At 64.5% G+C, this 24,265-nt stretch carries 17 protein-coding genes; 13 read left to right on the plus strand and 4 right to left on the minus strand.

What is annotated here, in order from left to right:
- The first annotated feature begins 29 nt into the window (after positions 1–29).
- The 5 genes from AC6I0Y_RS04230 to AC6I0Y_RS04250 are packed head-to-tail and all read left to right on the plus strand — an operon-like array spanning position 30 to position 6,238.
- Entirely contained in the window at positions 30–728 is a 699-nt protein-coding gene (locus AC6I0Y_RS04230; protein ID WP_160707570.1) for a glycosyltransferase family 2 protein, read from the plus strand.
- Positions 728–1,072, plus strand: coding sequence for a DUF2304 domain-containing protein (locus AC6I0Y_RS04235; RefSeq protein WP_160707572.1), 345 nt, complete (start codon positions 728–730; stop codon positions 1,070–1,072). Before AC6I0Y_RS04230 ends, AC6I0Y_RS04235 begins: the two co-directional genes overlap by 1 nt.
- Entirely contained in the window at positions 1,062–2,228 is a 1,167-nt protein-coding gene (locus AC6I0Y_RS04240; RefSeq protein ID WP_160707574.1) for a glycosyltransferase family 4 protein, read from the plus strand. Before AC6I0Y_RS04235 ends, AC6I0Y_RS04240 begins: the two co-directional genes overlap by 11 nt.
- Before the next feature lie 6 nt (positions 2,229–2,234).
- Positions 2,235–4,193, plus strand: coding sequence for a membrane protein insertase YidC (gene yidC, locus AC6I0Y_RS04245; RefSeq protein WP_497733264.1), 1,959 nt, complete (start codon positions 2,235–2,237; stop codon positions 4,191–4,193).
- A complete protein-coding gene (locus AC6I0Y_RS04250; RefSeq protein ID WP_497733265.1) occupies positions 4,190–6,238 on the plus strand; it encodes an alkaline phosphatase family protein in 2,049 nt (682 codons plus the stop codon). The genes yidC and AC6I0Y_RS04250 overlap by 4 nt, the downstream gene beginning before the upstream one ends.
- A gap of 34 nt (positions 6,239–6,272) precedes the next feature.
- Here AC6I0Y_RS04250 and AC6I0Y_RS04255 read toward each other — a convergent pair whose 3' ends face one another.
- On the minus strand, positions 6,273–7,121 hold the full coding sequence (locus AC6I0Y_RS04255; RefSeq protein ID WP_497733267.1) for a LicD family protein: 849 nt from the start codon (positions 7,119–7,121) through the stop codon (positions 6,273–6,275).
- On the minus strand, positions 7,118–8,350 hold the full coding sequence (locus AC6I0Y_RS04260) for a lipopolysaccharide biosynthesis protein (RefSeq protein ID WP_497733268.1): 1,233 nt from the start codon (positions 8,348–8,350) through the stop codon (positions 7,118–7,120). Before AC6I0Y_RS04260 ends, AC6I0Y_RS04255 begins: the two co-directional genes overlap by 4 nt.
- Before the next feature lie 193 nt (positions 8,351–8,543).
- Here AC6I0Y_RS04260 and AC6I0Y_RS04265 point away from each other — a divergent pair, with 193 nt between their 5' ends.
- The 6 genes from AC6I0Y_RS04265 to rfbC all read left to right on the plus strand — a co-directional run bounded on the left by AC6I0Y_RS04265 (position 8,544) and on the right by rfbC (position 15,186).
- Positions 8,544–10,310 (plus strand): NTP transferase domain-containing protein, encoded by a 1,767-nt coding sequence (locus AC6I0Y_RS04265; RefSeq protein WP_497733269.1) that lies wholly within the window; start codon positions 8,544–8,546, stop codon positions 10,308–10,310.
- 32 nt (positions 10,311–10,342) lie between these two features.
- Positions 10,343–11,605, plus strand: coding sequence for an ethanolamine utilization protein EutH (gene eutH, locus AC6I0Y_RS04270; protein WP_497733270.1), 1,263 nt, complete (start codon positions 10,343–10,345; stop codon positions 11,603–11,605).
- Positions 11,606–11,749: 144 nt separating this feature from the next.
- Positions 11,750–12,652, plus strand: coding sequence for a glucose-1-phosphate thymidylyltransferase RfbA (rfbA, locus tag AC6I0Y_RS04275; RefSeq protein ID WP_497733272.1), 903 nt, complete (start codon positions 11,750–11,752; stop codon positions 12,650–12,652).
- Position 12,653: 1 nt separating this feature from the next.
- Positions 12,654–13,568 carry a dTDP-4-dehydrorhamnose reductase gene (gene rfbD / locus AC6I0Y_RS04280; protein WP_497733273.1) on the plus strand — a complete coding sequence of 305 codons (915 nt, stop codon included), beginning with the start codon at positions 12,654–12,656 and terminating at the stop codon, positions 13,566–13,568.
- A gap of 4 nt (positions 13,569–13,572) precedes the next feature.
- The gene (gene rfbB, locus AC6I0Y_RS04285; RefSeq protein WP_497733274.1) at positions 13,573–14,589 is read left to right on the plus strand and encodes a dTDP-glucose 4,6-dehydratase; all 1,017 of its coding nucleotides are present in this window, start codon (positions 13,573–13,575) and stop codon (positions 14,587–14,589) included.
- A gap of 12 nt (positions 14,590–14,601) precedes the next feature.
- Entirely contained in the window at positions 14,602–15,186 is a 585-nt protein-coding gene (rfbC, locus tag AC6I0Y_RS04290) for a dTDP-4-dehydrorhamnose 3,5-epimerase (protein ID WP_497733275.1), read from the plus strand.
- A gap of 64 nt (positions 15,187–15,250) precedes the next feature.
- Here the strand turns inward: rfbC and AC6I0Y_RS04295 are convergent, their stop codons facing one another.
- Entirely contained in the window at positions 15,251–17,317 is a 2,067-nt protein-coding gene (locus AC6I0Y_RS04295; RefSeq protein ID WP_160707590.1) for a L,D-transpeptidase family protein, read from the minus strand.
- A 91-nt stretch (positions 17,318–17,408) separates the two neighbouring features.
- Positions 17,409–19,484 carry an MBL fold metallo-hydrolase gene (locus AC6I0Y_RS04300; RefSeq protein WP_160707592.1) on the minus strand — a complete coding sequence of 692 codons (2,076 nt, stop codon included), beginning with the start codon at positions 19,482–19,484 and terminating at the stop codon, positions 17,409–17,411.
- 353 nt (positions 19,485–19,837) lie between these two features.
- Between AC6I0Y_RS04300 and AC6I0Y_RS04305 the strand changes: the two genes are divergently transcribed.
- Positions 19,838–21,700, plus strand: coding sequence for a GH25 family lysozyme (locus AC6I0Y_RS04305; RefSeq protein WP_497733276.1), 1,863 nt, complete (start codon positions 19,838–19,840; stop codon positions 21,698–21,700).
- A 45-nt stretch (positions 21,701–21,745) separates the two neighbouring features.
- Positions 21,746–24,172 carry an N-acetylmuramoyl-L-alanine amidase gene (locus AC6I0Y_RS04310; protein ID WP_497733277.1) on the plus strand — a complete coding sequence of 809 codons (2,427 nt, stop codon included), beginning with the start codon at positions 21,746–21,748 and terminating at the stop codon, positions 24,170–24,172.
- The last annotated feature ends 93 nt before the right edge of the window (positions 24,173–24,265 follow it).

Consider the following 24,265-nt stretch of genomic DNA (forward strand, 5'->3'; position numbering starts at 1 on the left):
GACATGCTGTCGAGGGGTACGGGGAACACATGGAACCGAGGATCTTGGCGATCATTCCGGCCTACAACGAGGAGGAGAACATCGTCTCCACCGTTGAAGATCTGCGTGAGAACGCGCCGGGGGTCGATTACGTCGTCATCAACGACGGATCGAAGGACTCCACGGGCGAGATCTGCCGCGAGCGCGGCTACAATTGCATAAACCTCCCGGTCAACCTGGGGCTGGCCGGCGGGTTCCAGACGGGCATGAAATATGCTCTGCGCCACGGCTACGACTACGCGGTCCAGTTCGACGCGGACGGCCAGCATTCCGCTGCCTACGTGCTGCCCATGGTGCGCCACGCGCAGGAGACGGGGTCGAACATCGTCATCGGCTCGCGGTTCTGCGCCCAGAAGAAGCCCTTCTCGGCCCGCATGATGGGCTCGGCGCTCATCACGGGCATGATCCGCCTTACCACAGGCGAGCGCATCCAAGACCCGACCTCGGGGATGCGCCTGTTCGACCGCACGATGATCCCCCTGTTCGCCAACGAGCTGGACTACAGCCCCGAGCCGGATACCATCGCGCTCGTCGCCCGCAACGGAGCCAAGGTGTCCGAGGTGCAGGTGGAGATGCGCGACCGGGTGGCGGGGGAGAGCTACCTCAACTTCACCAAGTCCATCTCCTACATGCTGCGGGTGTGCTTCTCCATTCTGCTCGTCCAATGGTTCAGGAAGGATCCCAGCTAGTGCTTACGTTGCTTCTGGTGGCCGGTGCCGCCCTCACGCTGGCGTTCGTCATCCTCAAGGTGCGAAAGTCGGAGATCAAGACGTCGGACACCGTGTTTTGGTTTCTGTTCGTCGCGTGCCTGCTGCTTTTGGCCGTATTCCCGCAAGTTGCCTTCTGGCTTGCCGATGTGTTTGACGTGCAATCGCCTTCGAACCTGGTGTTCCTCGTTATCGTGGCTATCCTGCTCATCAAGGAGTTCACCGCCTCCGTGGAGATTGCCAAGCTGCGCAGCAAGGTAACCTATCTGGTGCAGGAGATTGCGCTGATGGAGAACGAGGGGAAAGATTCCTCTAATGGATCCTAAGACGGTTCTCATTTTCTCTCCCCTCTATGCGCCCAGCCTTGGTGGCGTAGAGCAGTATTCTCGTCATCTGGCGGAGGCGCTCGTCAAGCAGGGGTATCGAGCTGTGGTGGTGACGTCCAACGTGTCTGGGCTTTCGCCGAGGGAGGTTGAACCGAGTGGCGTGGAGGTGGTACGCCTCCCTTGTCGCAGCTTAGTGGGGGGACGCTTCCCGGTTCCTCGAAAGAACGCAGATTATCGGACTCTTTTTGGCGAGTTGATGGATGCGTCCGTGGCGGGCGTTGTGATCAATACGCGCTTCTATGGTCATACCCTTGAGGGCTTGCGGCTTGCTGAGGCTTTGGATGTTGTTCCTGTGATTATCGATCATGGCTCGGCGCATCTCACCTTCGGCAATAGCTTACTCGATGTAGCGGTTCGTGCTTACGAGCATGGGATAACGAGAAGGGTCAAGCGTCATCGGGCCGCTTTCTACGGCGTCTCTGCGGCCAGCTGTCGCTGGCTCACTCATTTTGGCATCGAGGCGCAAGGCGTGCTGAGCAACTCCATTGACGCTATGGCATTCCGCGAACGATCGTCTGGTCGTGACTTTCGTGCGGAGTTGGAGCTGCCGCCGGATGCGTTCGTCGTAGTCTTCACGGGGCGTTTTACGCCGGAAAAGGGCATCAGGCCGCTTATGGGAGCCGCTGCCCGGCTACTGGAAGAGGAAGACGTCTTTTTCTTGCTAGCTGGAGATGGTCCTCTGGCGGCGGAGGTCTCCGGTCGGGCCTTGCCTAACGTGAAGCCGGTCGGTCGTCTGGACTCATCTGATATTTCCGCTCTGATGGCCTGCGCCGACGCATTTTGCCTGCCGACACGCTCGGAGGGGTTTTCGACCTCCCTCCTGGAGTGTGCAGCCTGGGGTGTGGCGCCTGTTATCACTTGTGTGGGCGGTGTGGAGGAGCTCGTGCCAAGTGATGGTTATGGCATCGTGCTTCAAGAAGCCTCGTCAGAGGAGGTTGCCTCGGCTCTTTTGAGCTTGAGGGATGATCGGGCGCTTTGCCGAAAGATCGGGAGCAACATCCGGGCTCGTGTTGAAAGAGGGTTCTCCTGGGCGGCCGCCGCGGGGAGAACTGTGTTGGCCTGTGCCGAAGCGCAGACGCGGAAAGGAACGCTGTAGTTTACGATGGAAGCACTTGCTGACGCGCTGTCGCTTATCATGCAGCCCTGCTATGACCTGACGGGGAACTGGTGGGTTGCCATCCTTCTGTTCACGGTCATCGTGAAGGTCATCCTCATGCCCATGGCGCTCTGGTGCCAGAAGAATGCCATCGTCATGGTCAAGCTCATGCCCGACCTCAACCGCCTGAAGGTGAAGTACTTCGGCGATGCCGAGACCATCGGCGAGAAGCAGAACGAGCTGTACAAGGAGAAGCACTACCACCCGCTGCTCTCGCTCGTGCCGCTGGCGGTGCAGATCCTCATCCTGTTCGGCCTGGTGGATGTCATCCACCGCATCACGGACAACGGGGCGCCGGGCACGGAGTTCCTCGGCATGATCCCCGTTGAGGACGGCGGCCTGTCGTGGGTGATGCCCGTCCTGGCCGGCATCTCGGCCATCATCATGGGCTTCGCCCAGAATCGCATCAACCCGCTTCAGCGCGAGCAGTCTCGCGCTGAGAAGAACACCACCAACGGCCTGTCCATCGCCCTCTCCTTCTTCCTGGGCATCTTCGTGGCGGCGGGCATGGCGTTCTACTGGATCTGCTCCAACCTCACTTCCATCGCCGTGCAGGCGCTTTGCAACATCATCATTAAGCCGCGCAAGCACATCGACTACGACGACCTGGCCGCCAGCCGCGAGGAGCTGGAGGGGCTCAACGCCCTGGCCGGCCCCAAGCGCAAGTGGTACCAGCGCGACCCGCTGGCCAAGCGCGAGAAGGCGGACTACAAGCGCTTCTTCAGCATCGTGGACAAGCACCTCGTCTTCTACTCCGAGCGCAGCGGCTTCTACAAGTACTTCAAGGGGGCCATCGAATGGCTCCTCGACAACTCCGACGTGCGCATCCACTACGTGACGAACGATCCAAACGACCAGATCTTCGCCATCGCCGAGGAGCAGCCGCGCATCTTCCCCTACTATATCGGCGAGCAGAGGGCCATCACGCTCATGATGAAGATGGACGCCGACGTGGTGGTGGCCACCCTCGAGGACCTGGAGAACTACTACCTCAAGCGCTCCTACGTGCGCAAGGACATCGAGTACGTGTTCTTCTTCCATCACATGACCTCAACGCACCTGACGCCCCATGAGGAGGCCTTCGACCACTACGACGCGCTCTTCTGCGCGGGGCCCCATCAGATGGCGGAGATCGAGGCCGCCGAGCAGAAGCGCGGACTCAAGAAGAAGCGGCTCGTGAAGGGCGGCTACGACCTGCTCGACCAGGAGATCGCCGACTACGAGGCCCTGGCGGGCCGCGAGAACGATCGCCCTGTCATCCTCATAGGCCCCTCATGGCAGGAGGACAACATCCTCGACAGCTGCGTGGACGACCTCATCGGGTCGGTGCTGGGGAAGGGCTATCGCATCATCGTGCGCCCGCATCCCGAGTACACCAAGCGCTATCCGGCCCGCTGGGAGGCGCTTCAGGCTCGCTGGGCCGACGAGGATCCGGCGGAGCTCTTCTTCGAGAGCGACTTCAGCTCCAACGAGTCCACCTTCTCCTCTGACATCCTGGTGACGGACTGGTCGTCCATCTCCTGCGACTTCTCGTTCTCCACCTTGAAGCCGACCATCTTCATCGACACGCCCATGAAGGTGGGCAACCCCGACTGGGAGAAGCTGGACATGGAGCCGACCGACATCTCGCTGCGCAACCAGATCGGACGCTCGCTCACCTTAGACAAGGTGGATCGCTTCGCCGACGAGGTGGCCTCCATGCTCTCCGAGCGGGAGGTGTGGCGCGAGCGCATCCGCGAGGTGCGCGCCGGGTTCGTGTTCAACCTGGGGCATGGTGCCCGGACGGCGGGGGAGTTTCTGCTGGAGACGGTGCTCGACAAGCAAGCCCAGCGTGCGGGGGGCAAGTCGTCCGCCGGGAGGCACGCCGCGGCGCCTGCGGCCGAGGACGGAAAGGCGGTGGCATGATGGCGGCCCGTTTCATGCTGCGCGCCTATGATGCGCTCTGCCTGGCGCTGGTGGCGCTTGTCCTGACGGCTTTGCAGCCCGGCGTGGCCCTCGCCTACGTCGACCCGTCGGTCATGACCTACACCATCCAGGCGCTCGCCGGCGTCGCCGTGGCCCTGAGCGCGGTGCTCGGCGTGGCCCTGCGCCGCAGCCGGCGCGTCATCATGCGCCTGCTGCATATTGACGAGAACGCGAACAAGGAGGTGGAGCCGCCGGTCAGTCGCGTGGTGTCTCGGGCCGACCGGGCCGCCGTCCTTGCTGCGGCCGACGAGGGAGCTCGCCAGGCGAAGGACCGCCTGCGCCGCGGGAAGCAGCCCCGTCGGCTGGGATGGGGCCGTCGCTTCGGCCTGGCCCTGGCGGCAAGCGCGTTTCTGGTGGGTACCGTGTTCGTGGTGGCACCGCTTGAGGTGGTGGCCGGCAGCGCGACGAGCCTCGTCTTCTCCCTGGCAGATGCGTGGCCCATCGTTCTCGTGGCCGGGTGCATCGGCGCTGTGGCCCTGGCCCTCGTGGCGTCGGTAGTGCGTGGGCGCGCCTTCGACGTGGTGCTCACGCTCATCGTGGCCGTGGGGCTGTGCTGCTACGTGCAGGCCCTCTTCCTCAACCAGTCCCTCCCCATCGCCGACGGCAGCCCGCTCTACCTGGAGTGGTACAAGACCATCACCGTCATCAGCACGGCGGTGTGGGTTGCCATCATTGCGGGGCTTCTGCTGGTCTGCCGCTGGAAGACGGGGGTGTGGCGCTCGCTTACCGTGGTGATCAGCCTCTGCCTCATCCTGGTGCAGGGCGTGGGCGTGGCGAGCCTCTTCGCCTCCGAGGAGCAGCGTGTGCCCTCTGAGTACGTGCTCACCAAGGAGGGGCTCTACGAGGTGGGCTCGGAGAGTAACGTCATCGTGTTCGTGCTGGACACCTTCGACACGAAGCTGATGAATCGCCTGCTCGAAGACGACCCGAATCTGCTCGACGGCTTCACGGGCTTCACCTACTTCGAGAACTCCACCGGATCGATGATCCCCACCCGCTACGGCGTGCCGTTCTTGCTGTCGGGGCGGATGGCCGAGCCGGATGAGGACTTTGACGTGCTGTGGAACAACTGGTATGCGGGGACGGAGTTTCTTCCCGACATAGCCAAGGCGGGCTATGCCGAGGGCGTCTATACTGATTCGCTCGGCAGCCAGGCGGCCCATGCGACGGTCGACGAGTACGTTGACAATATCCATCCCTCGAACGAGGTGGACTCGAGCTCGCTCGATCCCTGGGGGCTCCTGGATGCCGTGGAGAAGATGGCTCTTTATCGTGACGCTCCTTGGTTGCTGAAGCCTCTGTTCTGGTTCTACACCGACGAGGTGAACAACAAGGCGGCGAATGCGGGCGAGGGGGATGTCGCCCCCTACGTCATGAACGACTGGGCGTACTATGAGGGGCTGCTCACGGACGGCCTGAAGGTGTCGGAGTCTGATGACAAGGCGTTCCGCTTCATCCACCTGCTTGGCGCCCACTACCCCTTCGTCCTTGACGAGACGGGCCATGTGGCGTCCTCGGAGACAAATCAGGATCGACAGAGCATCGGCTCGATCAAGATGGTGTCCGAGTACCTCGCGCAGCTCAAGGCCCTGGGGCTCTACGACGAGGCGACGATCATCGTGACGGCCGATCATGGCGACTGGTACCTTGCCGACGAGATCCATGAGCCTTCGACTCCCATCCTGCTCGTAAAGCCTTCGGAGAACGCGCAGCAGGCGGCTCAGCCGCTCAAGGTGTCGAAGGTTCCAACGGGACATGTCGACTACCCGGCCACCGTTATCGATGCCGTTGGCGGCGACAGCAGCAAGTACGGCCCCACAGTCTTCGAGGTGCCTGAAGGCCCGCGTGACCGTTACTACTGGATGACCGCGAGCGACGGTCATCACGACTTGGCGCTCAGGGAGTACCTGATCAACGGCGATGTGCTCAACTTCGATGATTGGGAACTGACGGGCGGGGAAATAGATTTCCATCCCTATGAGTAAGCCATGCTGGCCAAAAGCATCGTTGCGAAGGATCCTAGCTATCTGCCTCCCACTGTGTCCCATTGCCGAAGTCGAGAAACTTCGGCAGATGGGTGCGACGATCTTCCGGTGCGGGAAGGGTCTGCCAGTCTCCGTATGTCGCCTCAAGGTAGGCTGTCGTTTGTCCAGGTGCCGGGAAGTCATACCCCTCAAAACGAACTGTCGCCAAAGGGAGAATCGCATCTATGGGGAAGGGCGTCATGTTAGGCCATGCAAGGGTTAGAACCTCGCCACAGGTTTTGTCGTCAGGAAGAATCGATCTCCCGTAGCGTGCTTCGATGGCTTCAGGAGAGGAGACTGCGTGCACGAGGTGGTGGGCGATGCGGCATCCCGTCTTCTCAAGGGATCCAAGCACGCCTCGATGGGGGACGACAATGGTTTTCGCGTGGTAGAGGTAGGCCGCGGACTGCCACACTCTGGCGTTGGACAATTGCTTTTTGCGTTGCTCGGGGTTTGTGGCAAGACGATCGTAGGGGAAGATGTCCACGAAGATGCCCTGGCTACAGCCTGCCTCGCGCGTCTCGTCAGTGAGGAATTGCGTACCGTCCTTGTAAATCTTTCCGAACATGGCGGCATAGCCGGGCGTGTTCGAGGCGTCGTGGTAGGAGAAGCCGTCGGGGAGATCCTGTTTCGCTAGCGCAACGAATCGGTCGTAGTCCTTGCGAAGCATTCCTACGTCGACGTCGTCGTCCCAGGGGATAAATCCGCCGTGCCTCACGGCTCCTAAGAGCGTTCCCCCGTCAAGAAACCACGAGACGTCGTGCTCGGCGCAGAAGTCACGAAGTGTGAGCAGAATCTCCAGTTCTGTGGCCTGCAGCTTTTTCAGAGCTTCGTCTCGGTTCATCGGCTCCTGGCCTTTCTAGATTGCAGGTTTCTCGCTAAGAAAAATGCCATCATAGCGCTTCCGATGCCGTAGGCGATAATGGTGGCAAAGCTGGCGCCGTTCATGTTCCAGGTGTTTACGCAAAACCACGTGGCCGGCAGACAGGCTGCGAAGGCGACGACGTTGGCAATAAGGTTCTCTCGCATTTGGCGCACGGCGATAAGCAGATCGCTGAGGAAGGCGATATAGGCGGCGGTGCCAGAGCAGATGATGGCGGGAACGAGCAGATAGCTGTAGGGGACGATGCTCTCGCCGAAGACGAGTTGCAGGAGCGGCTTTCCAAGCAGCCCGAAGCCGAAGGTGGCTACCACAAAGACAGCCAGGATGGCCGCAGATGCTTTGCCTAGAAGTCCGAGAAACCCGAGGGTGTCGCGTTCGTCATATTTCTCAGCGAAGATGCCAAGTAGGGGGGCGTAGATGTAGCTAGCGCATGCTTGGATGATAACAACAGGCGTGCAAACTGAAGCATAGACGCCCAGAGAGGAATCTCCCCACGTGGCTGCTAGATACTGTCGGGCAATCGTGGAGACGGAGAAGCAACAGACCATGCCGATGACAGCAGGAAGGCACTCAACGGCTAGTTTTCTTGTGGATGAGACTGTTATGAGAGGGCGAATATCGTCGAGCGATGACGCTTTGCGCACGTCGTAAACAATGACGGGGAATGTCGCAACAATCATAGAGAAGATGGCAAGCTCGAGGCTTCCGGTTGTCCAAAGCGTGAGAGCGAAAGCGGCGAGAAACAGAATGCCTCGAGCGAGCATGGATCGGCCGCAGTAATCCATTCTGAAGTGCTGCTGGTCGACGCCATGCAGCACATCAATGAATGTGTCGCCGCAGCGAAACACCACATAGAGGAGAACGGCTGTATAAGAGTCGGACGAACAGGTGATGAGCGTATATATGATGGTAACGAGAAGGGCTGCGGCGGTGGTGACGATGCGAAACCCGACATATTCGCGCGCTGTGACGATGCGATGGACGTCGGATACTTGATAGGAGCGTATCTTGTAGAGGGCAATGGGGGCGGCTATGTTCGAAACGGCCATGCCGAGGGCTAGGATGCCCGCAGCATCATAGTTAGGTGAGAGGCGAACCACCAGGACGGTAAGTATCCACTGGCAAAGGGAATAGCTGAACGAGCCTGCTGAGTTCCAGAGGAGATTTTTCTTGATGGAGAGGCCGGTCATGAGATAGGGGTCTTCTTCCGTTGTCGCAATTACTCTGCATACCGTGTATTAGCATAGTTAATTGAGGGGATCATGCTTGAACGCATTGCCGAATCCAGGAAATAAGCGCGCCTTTGGTAAGTCTGTACGCCTCATTTGTTCATAATACATCTTAGATTGTATTATTATGAACACGTTTGTCGAATGATGGGAGATGGGGATGAAGGCAATCGAGTTCAAGGTGCTCCAGGGGCTTCTGGCTGAAAGCGCGCCTACCCAGCGGGAGCTTGCCGAGGCGGTGGGCGTATCCCTCGGCGCCGTCAACAAGGCTCTTGGGGCCCTGCGCGATGGCGGTCTTGTGGATGGCATGACCGTTACGGAGGAGGGCCGGGCGGCCCTTGAGCCCTACCGGGTGGGCAATGCCATCATCATGGCGGCGGGGCTGTCGTCCCGCTTCGCTCCCATCTCCTACGAGCGGCCCAAGGGCGTGCTCCGGGTGCGGGGCGAGGTGCTCATCGAACGTCAGATCCGCCAGCTCCAGGAAGCCGGCATCAGCGACATCACGGTGGTGGTCGGCTACAAGAAGGAGGAGTTCTTCTACCTGGAGGACAAGATGGGGGTGCGCATCGTCGTCAACGACGAGTACGCCTCGCGCAACAACAACTCCACGCTGCGCAGGGTGCAAGACCAGCTCGGCAACACCTACATCTGCTCCTCGGATGACTACTTTACCGAGAACCCCTTCGAGCCCTATGTCTATGCGGGCTATTACGCCTCCGAGTTCGCCGAGGGCGAGACGGAGGAGTACTGCATGGAGGTGCAGGGTCGTGACCGGCGGATCGTCGAGGTGCGCCGCTCGGGCAACCGCGACGCGTGGACCATGCTCGGGCACGCCTACTGGGATCGCGCGTTCTCCCAGGCCTTCGTCGCGTTGCTCGACCGCATCTACGACGAGCCGGAGACCGCTCCGAAGCTCTGGGAGGACATCTACGCCGAGCACCTGGGCGAGCTCCCGCCCCTGGTGCTGCGCCCCTACGACAAGGGCGTCATCTGGGAGTTCGACTCCCTCGACGAGCTGCGCGCCTTCGACCCGGCCTTCATCGACAACGTCGACTCGTCCATCATGGACAACATCTGCGGCGTGCTCGGCTGCGCCCGCGGCGACATCCGCTCCATCGTCCCCATCAAGCAGGGGCTCACCAACCTCTCGTTTCGCTTCGAGGCGGCCGGCAAGACCTACGTCTACCGCCATCCCGGCGCCGGCACCGACGAGATCATCAATCGCGAGAGCGAGACGTTCTCCCAGGACGTGGCGCGCCGCCTCGGCATCGACGACACGTTCATCCACGAGGATCCCGTCGAGGGATGGAAGCTCTCCGCCTTCATCGAGGGCTGCGAGCCCTTCGACTACCACAACGACGACCACCTGCGACGCAGCATGGAGATAGCGCGACGCCTGCACGGCTGCGGCGAGACGTCCCCCTGGGACTTCGACGTCTACCAGAAGGCGGTGGAGATCGTGGGGATGCTGCACCATAAGCCCTTCGAGGACTTCGACGAGCTGGCCGCCCTGGCGGCGGAACTCTACGACGACGTCTGCGCCGACGGCGTGGAGCCGTGCCTGTGCCACAACGACTTCTACGAGCCGAACTTCCTCGTCAAGGGCGAGGAGATGCACCTCATCGACTGGGAGTACTCGGCCATGTCCGACTACGCGAGCGACCTGGGCACCTTCGTCTGCTGCTCTGACTACGACGTGGACGACGCCCTGCGCGCCTTCCGGTTCTACTTCGGTCGGGAGCCGACGCCCGAGGAGACGCGCCACTGCCTGGCCTACGTGGGCATATCGGCCTACTACTGGTTCGTATGGGCGCTCTACAAGGACGCCTCGGGGGAGCCGGTGGGGGAGTGGCTCTACCTCTGGTACCGCGCCGCCAAGAAGTTCGGCCGCGTGGCCGTGGATCTGTACCGCGCCGCCTAGGACGCCGCGCGACAAGCTAAGAAGGAGAAGGAATGGAACTCATAGGCACCATCGTCGTCTACATCATCATGGCCTGCGCCCTCGCAGGCTGCATCGCCTCGGTCGTGAGGCCGGAGAGCGAGCTCGGCCAGCAGTTCGTCGCCGGCATCGACTCCATCGGCCCCATCTTCCTGCCGGTGGCGGGCATCATGGCCGCTGCGCCCTATCTCACCGCGTTCGTGAGCACGGTGTTCGGGCCGGCCTACGGCCTCTTGGGCGCCGACCCGGCCATGGCGGCCACCACGTTCATCGCCGTGGACATGGGCGGCTACCAGCTCGCCGACGCCCTGGCCCAGACCCGCGAGAGCTGGATCATGGCCATGATGACCGGCTACATGGCCGGCGCCACCATCGTGTTCACCATCCCCGTGGCCCTCAAGATGCTCGAGAAGCGCGATCGCAAGTACCTGGCCCTCGGTGTGATGAGCGGCCTGCTCGCCATCCCCATCGGCGTGCTCGTGGCCAGCGTCATCATCGCGCTCGCCCATCCGGTGGTGCGCGAGACGGTGTCCACCAACGCCGAGGCCACCTACATGCTGGCGCTCGAGTTCGGCACCATCGGCCTCAACCTCGTACCGCTCATCATCATCTGCGTGCTGCTGGCCGCGGGCCTCAAGTTCAAGCCCGACGCCATGATCAAGGGCTTCATCGTGTTCGGCCGCGTCATGGAGAGCGCGCTCAAGATCGTGTTCGTGCTGGTGGTCATCGAGTACTTCACCGGCGTCTTCACCACCACCCTCGGCGGCTTCGGCTTCGATCCCATCATCGCTGACGAGGACGACATCTTCCGCGCCCTGGAGGTGTCGGGCGCCATCGGCATGATGCTCTGCGGCGCGTTCCCCATGGTGTACCTGATCAAGCGCTACCTCGCCAAGCCCCTGGCCAAGATCGGCGGCGTGTTCGGCCTCAGCTCCGATGCGACCACTGGCCTGCTGGCTGCCTCGGCCAACGTGCTGGCGGCCCTGGCCATGATCAAGGACCTCAAGGCCAAGGACAAGGTCATCGTCATGGCCTTCGCGGTGTGCTGCGCCTTCCTCTTCGGCGACCACCTGTCGTTCACGGCGAACTTCCAGCCCTCGCTCATCGTGCCGGTGCTCGTGGGTAAGCTCGTCGCCGGCGTGTGCGCCATCGCCTTCGCGTTCTTGCTGGCCGTGAAGAAGGCTGAGTCCCTCGAGCTGGAGGACAAGGCCGAGGAGGCCCGCGGCCTCGAGGGCAAGCAGGGCGAGGTGGCCGTGGACTACTTCACGGACGTGTAGGCCAGCCGTTACCTGCTCATATCGTGAACATGGGGGCCTGGCGGTTGGTGCCGGGCCCCCGCTTTTGTACAATGGCCTAGTTAGCGTTACGCTATTCCTTTCGTCGATCAGGCATTTTCGCCAAAAGGAGCGCAGAGCGCAGCCATGAAGGGAATCATCCTTGCGGGCGGGTCGGGCACCCGGCTCTACCCGCTGACCACGGTCACGAGCAAGCAGCTGCTGCCCGTGTACGACAAGCCCATGATCTACTACCCGCTGTCGGTGCTCATGATGGCCGGCATCCGGGACATCCTCGTCATCTCCACGCCGGCCGACCTGCCCAACTTCGAGCGGCTCCTCGGCGACGGGTCGCACCTGGGCATCCGGCTCTCCTACGCCGAGCAGCCCTCGCCCGACGGGCTTGCCCAGGCGTTCATCATCGGCGAGGAGTTCGTGGCGGGCGACCCCTGCGCGCTCGTGCTCGGCGACAACATCTTCTACGGCAACGGCCTGGGCCGCCACCTGCGGCGCGCGGTGGAGGACGCCGAGGGCCGCGGCGGCGCCACGGTGTTCGGCTACCACGTCGACGACCCCGAGCGCTTCGGCGTGGTGGAGTTCGACGAGGACTTCAACGCCGTGTCCATCGAGGAGAAGCCCGAGCGCCCCAAGTCCAACTACGCGGTGACGGGCCTGTACTTCTACGACTCCCGCGTCTGCGAGATGGCCCGCCGGGTCGAGCCCTCCGAGCGCGGCGAGCTGGAGATCACCTCCCTCAACCAGATGTACCTGGAGGACGGCTCGCTCAACGTGGTCACCCTCGGCCGCGGCTACGCGTGGCTCGACACCGGCACCATGGAGAGCCTGTTCGAGGCGAGCGAGTTCGTGCGCGCCGTCGAGCGCAGCCAGGGGCTGTCGGTGTCGGTGCCCGAGGAGATCGCCTACGAGAACGGCTGGATCACCCTCGCCGAGCTCGAGGAGGCGGCCGCGCGCTGCGGCAAGAGCGAGTACGGGCGCCACCTGCGCAAGGTGGTCGAGGGCCGCATCGCCCCGCATCGGGAGCGAGGGTAGTATGGGCGCCCCGAGGATCCTCGTCACCGGCGCCCGCGGCCAGCTCGGCAACGAGCTGCGGCGCTGCCTGGAGACCATGGGGGCCGAGGCGGGGCCCGTGCCCGAGGCCTGGCGCGGCGCGGAGGCCGACTACGTGGACTACGACGCCCTCGACATCGCCGACGAAGCCGCCGTGGACGCGTGGTTCTCAGCCCACGGCCCCTACGACCTGGTCGTCAACTGCGCGGCCGTCACCAACGTGGACGGCCGCGAGGCCGATGAGGAGGGCGCGTGGCGCGTGAACGCCCTCGGCGCCCAGAACGTGGCCCGCGCCGCCGACGCGTGCGGGGCCAAGCTCGTCCACGTGTCCACCGACTACGTGTTCCCCGGCGACGAGCCTGGCGAGCGCGTCGAGGGGGATCCCACGGGGCCCATCTCCGCCTACGGCCGCACCAAGCTCGCCGGCGAGGAGCTCGCGCTGGCCGCCTGCCCGCGCTGCTTCGTCGTGCGCACGGCGTGGCTCTACGGCTACGTGGGCCGCAACTTCGTCAAGACCATGCTGCGCCTGGGCGCCGAGCGGCCGAGCGTGACCGTCGTCGACGACCAGTTGGGCAACCCCACCTCCGCCAACGACCTGGCGCTCAACATCCTGAGACTCGCCCTCACGGAGAACTACGGCGTCTACCACGTCACCAACAACGGCACCTGCTCGTGGGCCGACCTGGCCGAGGCTGCCATATCCGGCGCGGGGCTTCCCTGCGAGGTCGTCCGCTGCACGAGCGAGGAGTACAAGGCCGCCAACCCCGCGAGCGCCGACCGGCCCCGCTTCTCGTCCCTGCGCAACGCGCACCTGGCCGAGGCCGTGGGGGACGGGATGCGCCCCTGGCGCGAGGCCCTGGACGAGTACCTGAGCAAGCTCCCCGAGCTGGAAGGATAGCGACATGACCGACGAGTTCAAGCCCAAGCGCATCATCGTCACGGGAGGCGCCGGCTTCATCGGCTCCAACTTCGCCCACTGGGTGGCCGGCAACACCGACTGCCACGTGACCGTGCTCGACAAGCTCACCTACGCGGGCAACCCGGAGAACCTGGCGGGGCTCGACCCCGACCGCGTCAGGCTCGTGGTGGGGGACATCTGCGACGAGGCCCTGCTCGACGAGCTCGTGCCCGAGGCGGACGCCGTGGTGCACTACGCCGCGGAGTCGCACAACGACAACTCCATCGCCGACCCCGAGCCGTTCCTGCGCACCAACGTCGAGGGCACCTACCGCCTCCTCGAGGCGTGCCGGCGCCACGGCAAGCGCCTGCACCACGTCTCCACCGACGAGGTGTACGGCGACCTGGCCCTCGACGACCCGGCCCGCTTCACCGAGGAGACCCCCTACCGCCCCTCGAGCCCCTACAGCTCCTCGAAGGCGGCCTCGGACATGCTCGTGCGCGCGTGGCACCGCACCTACGGCCTGCCCGTGACCATCTCCAACTGCTCCAACAACTACGGGCCCTACCAGCACGTGGAGAAGTTCATCCCCCGCCAGATCACCAACATCCTCGACGGCGCGCGCCCCAAGCTCTACGGCGACGGGCGCAACGTGCGCGACTGGATCCACACCGAGGACCACTCCAGCGCCGTGTGGGCCATCCTCACCCGCGGGCGGGTGGGGGAGACCTACCTCATCGGCGCCGACGGCGAGCGCGACAACGTGACCGTGCTGCGCGACATCCTGCGCGCCATGGGCCGGCCCGAGGACGACTTCGACTGGGTGCGCGACCGCCCCGGCCACGACCGGCGCTACGCCATCGACGCGGCCAAGCTGCGCCGGGAGCTGGGCTGGGAGCCGGCCCACACGGACTTCGCCGAGGGGCTCGCGCAGACCATCGCGTGGTACCGGGACAACGAGGAGTGGTGGCGCCCGGCCAAGGAGGCCACCGAGGCCAAGTACGCGGCGCAGGGCCAGTAGGAGGGAGGCGCCATGGCAGCCGGAGACAAGGTGCAGAGCGGCAACTTCACGTTCACCGAGACCTCCATCGAGGGGGTCGTCGTCGTCGACGTCAGGAGCTACGGCGACGAGCGGGGCTACTTCATGGAGACCTACAAGCGCCCCGACTTCGAGGCGGGCGGCATCGCGTGCGACTTCGTGCAGGACAACCAGTCCTCCTCGACCCGCGGGGTGCTGCGCGGGCTGCACTTCCAGATCGACCACCCGCAGTCCAAGCTCGTGCGCGTGGTGTCGGGGGAGGTGTTCGACGTGGCGGTCGACCTGCGCCCCGGCAGCCCCACCTACGGCCGGTGGGAGGGCGTGGTCCTCTCGGCCGAGAACCGCCGGCAGTTCTTCATCCCGCGCGGCTTCGCCCACGGCTTTCTCGTGCTCAGCGACGAAGCGGAGTTCTGCTACAAGTGCGACGACGTGTACCACCCCAACGACGAGGGCGGCCTCATGTGGGACGACCCGGCCATCGGCGTCGAGTGGCCCCCGCTCTCGGGCGACGAGGCCTTCGACCCGGCCAAGGTGGTCCTGAGCGACAAGGACAGGTGCCACCCGCCGTTTGAGGGGTAGGGAAGGAAGATAAAAGGGCTCCGAGCGATGCTCGGAGCCCTTCTTCGTTATCTGCTGGAATCTTCTAGAATACGTACACCTTGGTGCCGCGGGGGATGTTGTCGTAGATCCACTTGGCGTTCTGCAGCTCCAGGCGGACGCAGCCGTGGGACAGCTGCATGCCGACGCGGTTGTCCTGAGGGGAGCTGGGCGTCGGGCGCTTGTTGTAGAGCGTCGAGTGGAACAGGTAGTTGCCGCGGAACTGCGTGTAGTAGAAGCAGCGGGACGCGCCTGAGTCGAAGTAGTAACCCTTGCTTCCAACGGTGAAGTAGCCCTTGACGGTGGGGGTGGCCGGAGCGCCGGGGGCGCACAGCCAGCTCTGCTGGAGCGACCAATGGCCCTGGGAGCCGTGGTAGACGTTTACGCGCGTGTTGGCGGTGTCCACCAGGATGAGCCAGGGCGTAGAGCTCGCGATGCCCTGGGCCTTGGCGTTCATGGACGCGGAGGGGTCGATCCAGGCGCCGTTGGAGGCGAAGTCGTACCAGGTGCCGCCGATGCGCTGGCGTCCGGTCACCATGGCGCCGGAGCCGCTCAGGTAGTACCAGGTGCTGCCCAGTTGAAGCCAGCCGGTGGCCATGGCGCCGCTATCGCTCAGGTAGTACCAGGCACCGTTCACGGCCTTCCAGCCCGTGGCCATCTCGCCGTTCTTGGAGGGTTCGAGCCAGTACCAGGAGCCATTGACGGCGGCCCATCCCGTGCGGATGGCGCCAGCGCCGTCGGTCAGGTACCATTTGCCGTCCACCTGCACCCAGCCGGTGGCCAGCTTGCCGCCCTTGGCGGGATCGGCGTAGAAGCGGCATCCTGCGGCGTTCTGCCAGCCGGTGAGGGGCTTGTCGTCCTTGCCCTTGAGGGCGATGCCGCCATCGGCAAGTTTCATTCCGATGGCATTGAGGGCGCCGTTGGCGTCAGCGAAGAGCATGGTCTTGCTGTCCTTGGTGACCCAGGTGCGCGCGACCATAGCTCCCGAGGCGACGGAATAGTACTCCCTGCCGTTGGCCTCGTAGAATCCGGTGGCCATCTCGCCGTGTTTGGAGGGCTCGAGCCAATACCACTTGCCGTCAGGGCGGATCCAGCCGGATACGGTGGCGCCGGAACTGTCGGCCCAGTACCACTTATCGCCGATGAGCGACCAGCCGTTCATACGACAGGAGCCGTCGGGGCCGGAGGTGTACCAGCGGCCGTTGGCCTGGTAGAGTCCGGTGGCCATCTCGCCGTGCTTGGAGGGCTCGAGCCAGTACCACAGCCCATTGGGCTTGATCCAGCCGGAGGCCGTGGCGCCCGATGAAGTCGTCCAGTACCACTTGCCATTCACGAGCGACCAGCCGCCCATGCGGCAGGCGCCGTCACCGCCCGAGGTGTACCAGCGGCCATTCGCCTGATAGAGGCCGGTGGCCATGGCGCATTCGGCCGCGGGCTCCAGCCAGTACCATTTGCCGCGGTCGAGCAGCCAGCCGCGGTGCATGGAGCCGTTGCCGTTAAGGTAGTACCACTTGCCGCCGAGGAAGATCCAGCCGCCTGACTGCATGGCGCCAGAGCCGTTGGAGTAGTACCAGTTGCCCGTCGTGTCCTGGTAGCGTCCCGTGCGCATGAGGCCGCCCTGGGTCGGATCGAGGTAGTACCACGTGCCGCCCTCCTTGAGCCAGCCGGTACGGGCCTTGCCGTCGGCATTGCCGTAGTGCCACTGGCCCTTATCGTCCTTGTTCCAGCCGGGCTTGTAGGTGACGGGCTTCTCGGGCTCGGGCTTCGGATCCGGCTTGGCGTCGGGCTTGGGGTCGGGGGTCGGATCCGGCTTGGAGTCGGGAGTCGTGGGCTTTTCCTGATCGGTGGCCGGAGGAGTGGTGGGATCCTTCTCGTCTGTAGTCGGCGGTGTCTGCGTGCCCGAGCCGGTGTCCGGCTTGGTCGTCGGAGAGTCGCCGTCCGTCTCCCCGGCCTTGGCGTCCTCGTTGGCGTCGGTCACGGCCTCCTCGGGAGCGGCCTGTTCCGCGGCCCATGCCCCGAACAGGTGGGGGGACACGAAGAACGTGCCGCTCAACAGGAGGAGTGCGAGCGTCATCCCCATGACGCGATTGCCCAGGTGTTCCTTCTTATACATGCTATCCCCTTGCCTCGCATGGTTAACGATTCGATAACGTACGTCATTCTACTCCTCGACCCTCGTCTGCTGGGAAAGGATCGAGGAGGGGTCAGCCAGCCAACGCCCCATTGAGGGCGAACGAGTAGACCTTGCCATCGATGATCTGCCGGCCCGTCACCATGGCGCCGGAGCCGCTCAGGTAGTACCAGGTTCCGTCGAGCTGCAGCCAGCCGGTGCGCATGGCACCGGAGCCCGGCTGTAGGTAGTACCAGGTGCCTCCCAGCTTGAGCCACCCCTCGGCCATGGCGCCTGAGCTGCGGAGGTAGTACCAGGTGCCGTTGACGTTCTGCCAGCCGGTGAGCATGGCGCCGGAGCCGTTGGAGAGGTACCACGTGCCGCCCACCTGGTACCAGCCGGTGGCCATGGCGCCGCCGGGCTTGAGCCAGTACCACGTGCCGTTGACGAGCTTCCAGGCGTTCTCGGTCATGGCGCCCGAGGGCTCCAGCCAATACCAGGTGCCGCGGTCGTTGAGCCACCCGTTCGCCCGCATGGCGCCCGATCCGTCGGAGTAGTACCAGGCGCCGTTCGCCCGGTACCAGCCGGTGCGCATCTTCCCGTCGTCACCGAGCCAATACCAGGTGCCGCCCAGGTTGAGCCAGCCGGTCTGCATGGCGCCGGATGGGCCTAGGTAGTACCAGGTGCCGCGGTCAAGCAGCCAGCCGCCCGGGCGCATGGCGCCGGAGCTGTCGAAGAAGTACCAGGCGTTGCCGTCGTGAGCCCAGCCGATGGCCATGGCTCCGTTGGCGGTGAGGTAGTACCAGGTACCGCCCAGGGCCTTCCATTGGCTCTCAGTTGCCGTGGCGGAGCTTTCGAACCAGTACCAGCGGTTGTCGCGGGCTATCCAGCCGGAAAGAGGGGCCTGCTTGCCATTGACGTAGCTTGTCAGATACGGCGAGCTCGTACGGGTGCGAAAAGTTTGGTTTGCGCTGTCGACATTGGTGGTCAGTCCGTCCTTAGAGAACGTGACGACGATGGCCGGCTTGCCGTCTTGGGCGGCTTCCTCTGCGGTGAAGTGTCGTGCGTTGGCGGAGGCGAGGGCGGAGATGAGCTCGTTAGTCGCGTGGTTGTACTGTCCGGTCTGAACCGCGATGGCGCTCGGAGTGGAAGGAGACGCCAAGATCGCGCGAAGGTAGTTCGCCGAGTTCGATCCCGGGCCGCCATGGTGTCCTATCTTCAGAAGGTCGACGTGGCCGAGGGTTTTGGCCAGCGCATCCTCGTCCCCGTTGTAATTGTTAATGTCGCCGGCGAGGAAGGCTCGCTTTCCGAATGCCTCCACCTTCACGCCCCAGCAGAAGTCGTTGGCGTCGGCAGTGGGCTTCGTCTTGTATTCCTCATCATAGTTGACGATCTCGATATCCATAGCGCCGAGCTTGAAGCGGGCGGTTTCGGGGGTAAGGCTCTGAATGAGTTCGGAATCGGCGGTTTCGGCGGCGGAAACAAGCTGGTCGTAGACGTAGAGGTTATCCCAAAGACGGGGGTGCGACTTCCAGGCCGCGAGCGCCTTCGAGTCTGAGGGATCGGGGCGCTTGCCGCCCTGGATGTACTCGTCCTTGTACTCCGGGGTGTAGACGCGCTCGGGCTTGAACGTCTCGATGACGGTGTCGGCGCCACCGATATGGTCGCTATGGGGATGCGTGCCGATGAAGAAGTCGAGGTTATCCTCGGTGACGCCTACCTTTTTCATGTAGGCGACAAGCTGCTGCTCGACGCCGGCACCGTGGGTGATGCCGGGTCGCTCTGCCGGATAGCGTGGGTCGCTTCCGTCGGGATAGTCGCTGTCCTCGGCGGCATCCACCAGGCCGAACCGGCCGTTGGACTCCAGCAGGATGGCATCGGAGTAGCAGAACGAGAGCACATGAATGCGGGTTGCGCCGGGCGCCGAAGGCTTTTCAGGCGCGGGGGCCTCTTTGGCCTGAGGCGCTGGAGTCGCCGCCATGGCCTCGCGTGCCTCCCGAATCGCCCGGTCGTCGATGTCACGTTGGGTGAGCGTCGTCTCCCCACTTTCCCCAGGCGCAGCCAGGGCGGTGGCGGGGAGCGTGAGCGTGGTTGCCAGGGTGAGTGCGAGGGCGGCGCGGAAGGCGCGATGGGCGGTGGTTTTCTTGGCGATGGGGGTGCTGCAGTGCATAGTGAACGTTCCTCCGAGACGTTTGTTGACCTTACGTTACTTTTCCAAAGCTCGATTGTATCAAAATCACTGAGACTGCAAGGTCGTTCGTAGCGGCGCGAGGGTCGTTCGTTCACCTTATATATAAGCGTCTCGGCGTACCCGGGGAAGGCGCGTGGAAGGCGCCGAATATCGCGGCTTCTTCACACACCCCTAGGGGAAAGATGCTATGATCGGCGCACCGAGGGGGTCAAACGTTGTAGTCGACCAAATGCAGTCCGCCCCCGCTTGCTTTGCCGCGTCGAGCCTACGCGTCGTGTCTCCTGGGGAGTCGCGTCGAGGCCCTGCGTGACGTGGAGAAGGGTGATCTCACCATGGATTTTGCCATCAGACGAATCCCGCTCATTGCCATCACTGCGCTTCTGGCCGTCGCCCTCGCTCCTGCGGCGGCCCTTGCCGTTGAGCCTGACGTTGCGCCCGACGTCTCTGACCCCAACGCCGACGTTCCCACCAGCTGGCGCTACCAGGAAGGCGAGCCCGTTCCCGTGGAAGGCGACGAAGCGCCCATCATGACCCTCAGCAACGATGCGCGCGCCCTCGCTCCCTGGTCGAAGGGGCCTGACGGCTACGTGAACAGCCGCGGCGAGGTCATTCCCAACGCCACGCGCAAAGGTGTCGACGTGAGCGAGTGGCAGGGTCTCATCAACTGGGAGAAGGTCAAGGCCGATGGCATCGACTTCGCCATCCTGCGCGTGGGCTATCGCCGCAGCCTCCCCATGGTGGACAAGCAATGGCTGCGCAACGTCGCCGAGTGCGAGCGCCTGGGCATTCCCTACGGCGTCTATATTTACAGCTACGGCAAGACCGTGGCGGATGCGACGGCGGAGGCCGACCACATCATCGCCCAGCTCCAGAAGGGCGGCCACAAGCCCGTTTACCCCGTGTACTTCGATCTGGAGGAGAGCTCGATGGCCTCCACGTCTAACCGGGCGCTGCTGGGACAGATGGCCAAGGCGTTCTGCGAGAAAGTGGAGGCGGCGGGCTATCGTGCCGGCACCTACGCGAACCTCTACTGGTACAACACCTTCCTCACCGATCCGGTGTTTGATCGCTGGACGCGCTGGGTAGCCCAGTACAACTATCGGTGCGACTACAAGAAGCCCTATGACCTGTGGCAGTGCACAAGCCAAGGATCTGTTGACGGCATCGTCGGCAACGTCGACCTCGACTTCCAGATAGGCGCTAACATCGGAAAGCCCCTAGGCTGGCATCAGGAGGGCGGAACCTGGTACTGGTACCAGCAGAACGGCGAGCCCTTCAAGGGCGCGGCGGATAAGCCCGCCTGGCTTTACATATCCGGCCGCTGGTACCTCTTCAACAAGGACGGCAAGATGCTCACCGGCTGGCAGGACGTTGAGGGCCAGCGCTACTATCTGAACGGCTCGGGTGCCATGGAAATCGGCTGGCTCAACCTGGGCGGCACCTGGTATTACCTGAGCAGCTCGGGCGCCATGGCGAAGGGTTGGCAGACCATCGGCGGGTCGCGCTACTACCTGGGCGACGATGGCAAGATGCGCGTCGGCTGGGCTGACGTGGACAAGGATCGCTACTACTTCACCTCCTCGGGAGCGGCTCATTCCGGGGGTTGGCTCAGCCAGGGCGGCACCTGGTACTGGCTCGAGTCCGGCGGCAAGATGGCCAAGGGCTGGAAGGCCGTGGGCGGCACCTGGTACTACCTGGGCGATGACGGCAAGATGCGCACGGGATGGGCTCAGGTGGACAAGACCTGGTACTACCTGGAGGCTTCCGGTGCCATGCGCGCCAACGGCTGGCTCAGCGTGAACGGGTCGTGGTACTGGCTCGAGCCATCGGGCGCCGTGGTCGAGAACGCTTGGCGCCTCGTCGGGGGAACCTGGTACTACCTCAAGGCCGGGGGCTACATGGCCACGGGCTGGGTGCTTGTCGACAAGACGTGGTACTGGTGCGATGCCTCCGGCGCCATGCGCGCCAACGGCTGGCTCAACCTGAGCGGCACGTGGTACTACCTGAGCGGCTCCGGCGCCATGCTCACCGGCTGGATCAACCTGGGCGGCACCTGGTACTACCTGAGCAGCTCGGGCGCCATGGTGGCCAACGCATGGGTGGGAGACTACTATCTGACGGGCTCGGGCGCCATGGCCGTGAGCACGCAGATCGGGCCTTGGCGCGTAGGCGCCGACGGCCGCTGGATACGCTAGGGGACACGGCGCGCTGCGCGCCAAGGAGAAGGAAAGGGGAACGTCTTGCGCTCCCGTGAGAATCGACTTGCTCTGACCGGCGCCTTCGCGGCGCTCATGATGGCGGCGGCGCTGCTTCTCGGCGCCTCGGCCGCTTGGGCCACGGAAAGCGCGGAGGGGGAGGATCCCGGCGCCCAGGCCCGCTCCATCTCCTCCGCCCGCGTGATGGACAAGGCGGCTCCTGCCGCCAGCGCCGCCGATGCGGGCGGCGATGCCGGCGATAATGGCGATGACGGCAAGGAGGATCCCGACAAGCCCTTCACCATCGCCCTTGACCCCGGCCACGGCGGCAGCGACCCGGGCGCCCTCGGCAACGGCCTCCAGGAGAAGGACCTCAACTGGAAGATCGCCTTGGCCTGCAAGGCGGAGCTCGAGCAGTCCTACGATGCCCGCGTGGTGCTCACCCGGGCGGAGAACGAGTGCCCCTCGCTGGCCGAGCGCGTCGATCGCGCCCTCAACGCCGATGCCGACGTGTTCGTGAGCCTCCACATCAACAGCGGCGGTGTGGCCGTGCGCGGCGCCGAGGTCTACCACCCGAACAACGCGACCTACCACCAGGAGCTCTACGCGCGGGGCCAGGGTCTCGCCCGGAGCATCCTGGCCGAGCTGCAGGGGCTGGGGCTGCCCAACCGCGGCCCGAAGATTCGCAACACCGAGGCGGGCGGCACGTACCCTGACGGCTCGGCCTCGGACTACTATGGCGTTATCTACCACTCCCGCCGAGCCGGCCTGCTCGGCATCATCGTCGAGCACGCCTTCATCACCAACGCCAGCGACGCGGTGCTCCTGCGCAGCAACGCGACGCTGGCGCGCATCGGCCAGTCTGATGCGCGCGGCATCGCCGAGTACTACGGCCTGGCCGTCACCCCCGGCTGGAAGCAGGTCAATGGCAAGTGGAAGCACCATGACGGCACGAGCTACGCCGTGGGCGGCTGGCGTCAGGTGGACGGCGCATGGTACCTCTTCGACGGGTCGGGCTTCATGCTCACCGGGTGGCAGAATGTGGGCGGAACCTGGTATTACCTGAGCGGATCGGGGGCCATGCACACCGGCTGGCTCAACGACCGCGGCACCTGGTACTACCTCAAGCCGGGCTCCGGCGCCATGGCCACGGGCTGGGTGGAGGTGGACGGCTGCCGCTACTACCTGAACGGGTCGGGGGCCATGCAGGCCGGCGGCTGGAAGGCCATCGGCGGCCAGTGGTACTGGCTCCACGGGAGCGGCGCGGCGGCCAAGGGCTGGCTCAACGACCGCGGTACCTGGTACTGGCTCGACAAGACGACGGGCGCCATGGCCACGGGCTGGGTGCTCGACGGCAAGACCTGGTACTGGTGCGACGGGTCGGGCGCCATGCAGCATTCTCAGTGGCTCAACCGCGGCGGCACCTGGTACTACCTGACGGGGTCGGGCGCCATGGCCACCGGTTGGATCAACCTGGGCGGTACCTGGTATTGGCTCGACAAGGGGTCCGGCGCCATGGCTACGGGCTGGGCTCACGATGGAACCGCCTGGTACTTCATGGAGGGGTCGGGCGCCATGCGCCGCGGTCCGGCATGGCTCAACCAGGGCGGCACGTGGTACTGGCTCTATCCCTCCGGCGTTATGGCCACCGGGTGGCTCAACGACCGCGGCACCTGGTACTACCTCAAGCCCGAGAGCGGTGCCATGGCCACCGGCTGGGTTGAGGTCGACCGCCAGCGCTACTACCTGACGCCGGGCTCCGGTGCCATGCACGTGGGTTGGCTCAAGCTCGACGGCGCCTGGTACTACCTGGAGGCCTCGGGCGCGGCGGCGCGCGGCTTACGCACCGTCGGCGGGGTGGAGTACCGCTTTGACGCCAAGGGCCTGTGGGTGGACGATCCCGACCTGCCCGAGGCGCTCAAGCCGGCGCTCACCGGCATCATGGGCACGGCCGAGGTGAAGCCGGCCGATCTAGCGGCGCTCTACGAGGCCAAGGCCAAGGCGAGCGGCGGGAAGATCGTCTACCCGGCTGAGGCCCTGGGGCGCGGTGGCGCCCCCGACATCGCCTCCTTCTGCGCCATCGTCACGGAGGAGGCCGCTGCCGAGGGCGTACGCGCCGACGTGGTGTTCGCCCAGATGATGGTGGAGACCGGCTGGCTGCGGTTCGGCGGCGACGTGAAGGTGGAGCAGTTCAACTTCGCCGGCTTAGGGGCCACGGGCGGCGGCGTGCCCGGCAACTCCTTCCCCGACGTGCGCACGGGCGTGCGCGCCCAGGTGCAGCACCTTAAGGCCTACGCTTGCGCCCAGCCGCTCAAGCAGGACTGCGTCGATGAGCGCTTCAAGTACGTCACCCGCGGCTGCGCGCCCTACGTGGAGTGGCTCGGCATCCCCGATAACCCCGAGGGGAAGGGCTGGGCTGCCGATGCTGGCTACGGAAAGAAGCTCCTGGCCGTGATGGCGGAGATAGGGTAGCGGACCTGCGATCACGCCTCCCTCCCGTCGGCATTCGGGCGGATGCTGCCGGACGCTGCGGATTGCCCCCTCGCTCAGACTGCTTTCGTGCGG

It is taken from the genome of Adlercreutzia sp. St.1H8 (assembly GCF_059728655.1).

Coding starts and splice junctions, on each gene's coding strand:
- AC6I0Y_RS04305 (WP_497733276.1), top strand. CDS start 19,838: ATGGATTTTGCCATCAGACGAATCCCGCTCATTGCCATCACTGCGCTT.
- rfbB (WP_497733274.1), top strand. CDS start 13,573: ATGACCGACGAGTTCAAGCCCAAGCGCATCATCGTCACGGGAGGCGCC.
- AC6I0Y_RS04230 (WP_160707570.1), top strand. CDS start 30: ATGGAACCGAGGATCTTGGCGATCATTCCGGCCTACAACGAGGAGGAG.
- rfbD (WP_497733273.1), top strand. CDS start 12,654: ATGGGCGCCCCGAGGATCCTCGTCACCGGCGCCCGCGGCCAGCTCGGC.
- AC6I0Y_RS04240 (WP_160707574.1), top strand. CDS start 1,062: ATGGATCCTAAGACGGTTCTCATTTTCTCTCCCCTCTATGCGCCCAGC.
- AC6I0Y_RS04260 (WP_497733268.1), bottom strand. CDS start 8,350: ATGACCGGCCTCTCCATCAAGAAAAATCTCCTCTGGAACTCAGCAGGC.
- AC6I0Y_RS04265 (WP_497733269.1), top strand. CDS start 8,544: ATGGGGATGAAGGCAATCGAGTTCAAGGTGCTCCAGGGGCTTCTGGCT.
- AC6I0Y_RS04250 (WP_497733265.1), top strand. CDS start 4,190: ATGATGGCGGCCCGTTTCATGCTGCGCGCCTATGATGCGCTCTGCCTG.
- yidC (WP_497733264.1), top strand. CDS start 2,235: ATGGAAGCACTTGCTGACGCGCTGTCGCTTATCATGCAGCCCTGCTAT.
- AC6I0Y_RS04255 (WP_497733267.1), bottom strand. CDS start 7,121: ATGAACCGAGACGAAGCTCTGAAAAAGCTGCAGGCCACAGAACTGGAG.
- AC6I0Y_RS04300 (WP_160707592.1), bottom strand. CDS start 19,484: ATGCACTGCAGCACCCCCATCGCCAAGAAAACCACCGCCCATCGCGCC.
- rfbC (WP_497733275.1), top strand. CDS start 14,602: ATGGCAGCCGGAGACAAGGTGCAGAGCGGCAACTTCACGTTCACCGAG.
- AC6I0Y_RS04295 (WP_160707590.1), bottom strand. CDS start 17,317: ATGTATAAGAAGGAACACCTGGGCAATCGCGTCATGGGGATGACGCTC.
- eutH (WP_497733270.1), top strand. CDS start 10,343: ATGGAACTCATAGGCACCATCGTCGTCTACATCATCATGGCCTGCGCC.
- rfbA (WP_497733272.1), top strand. CDS start 11,750: ATGAAGGGAATCATCCTTGCGGGCGGGTCGGGCACCCGGCTCTACCCG.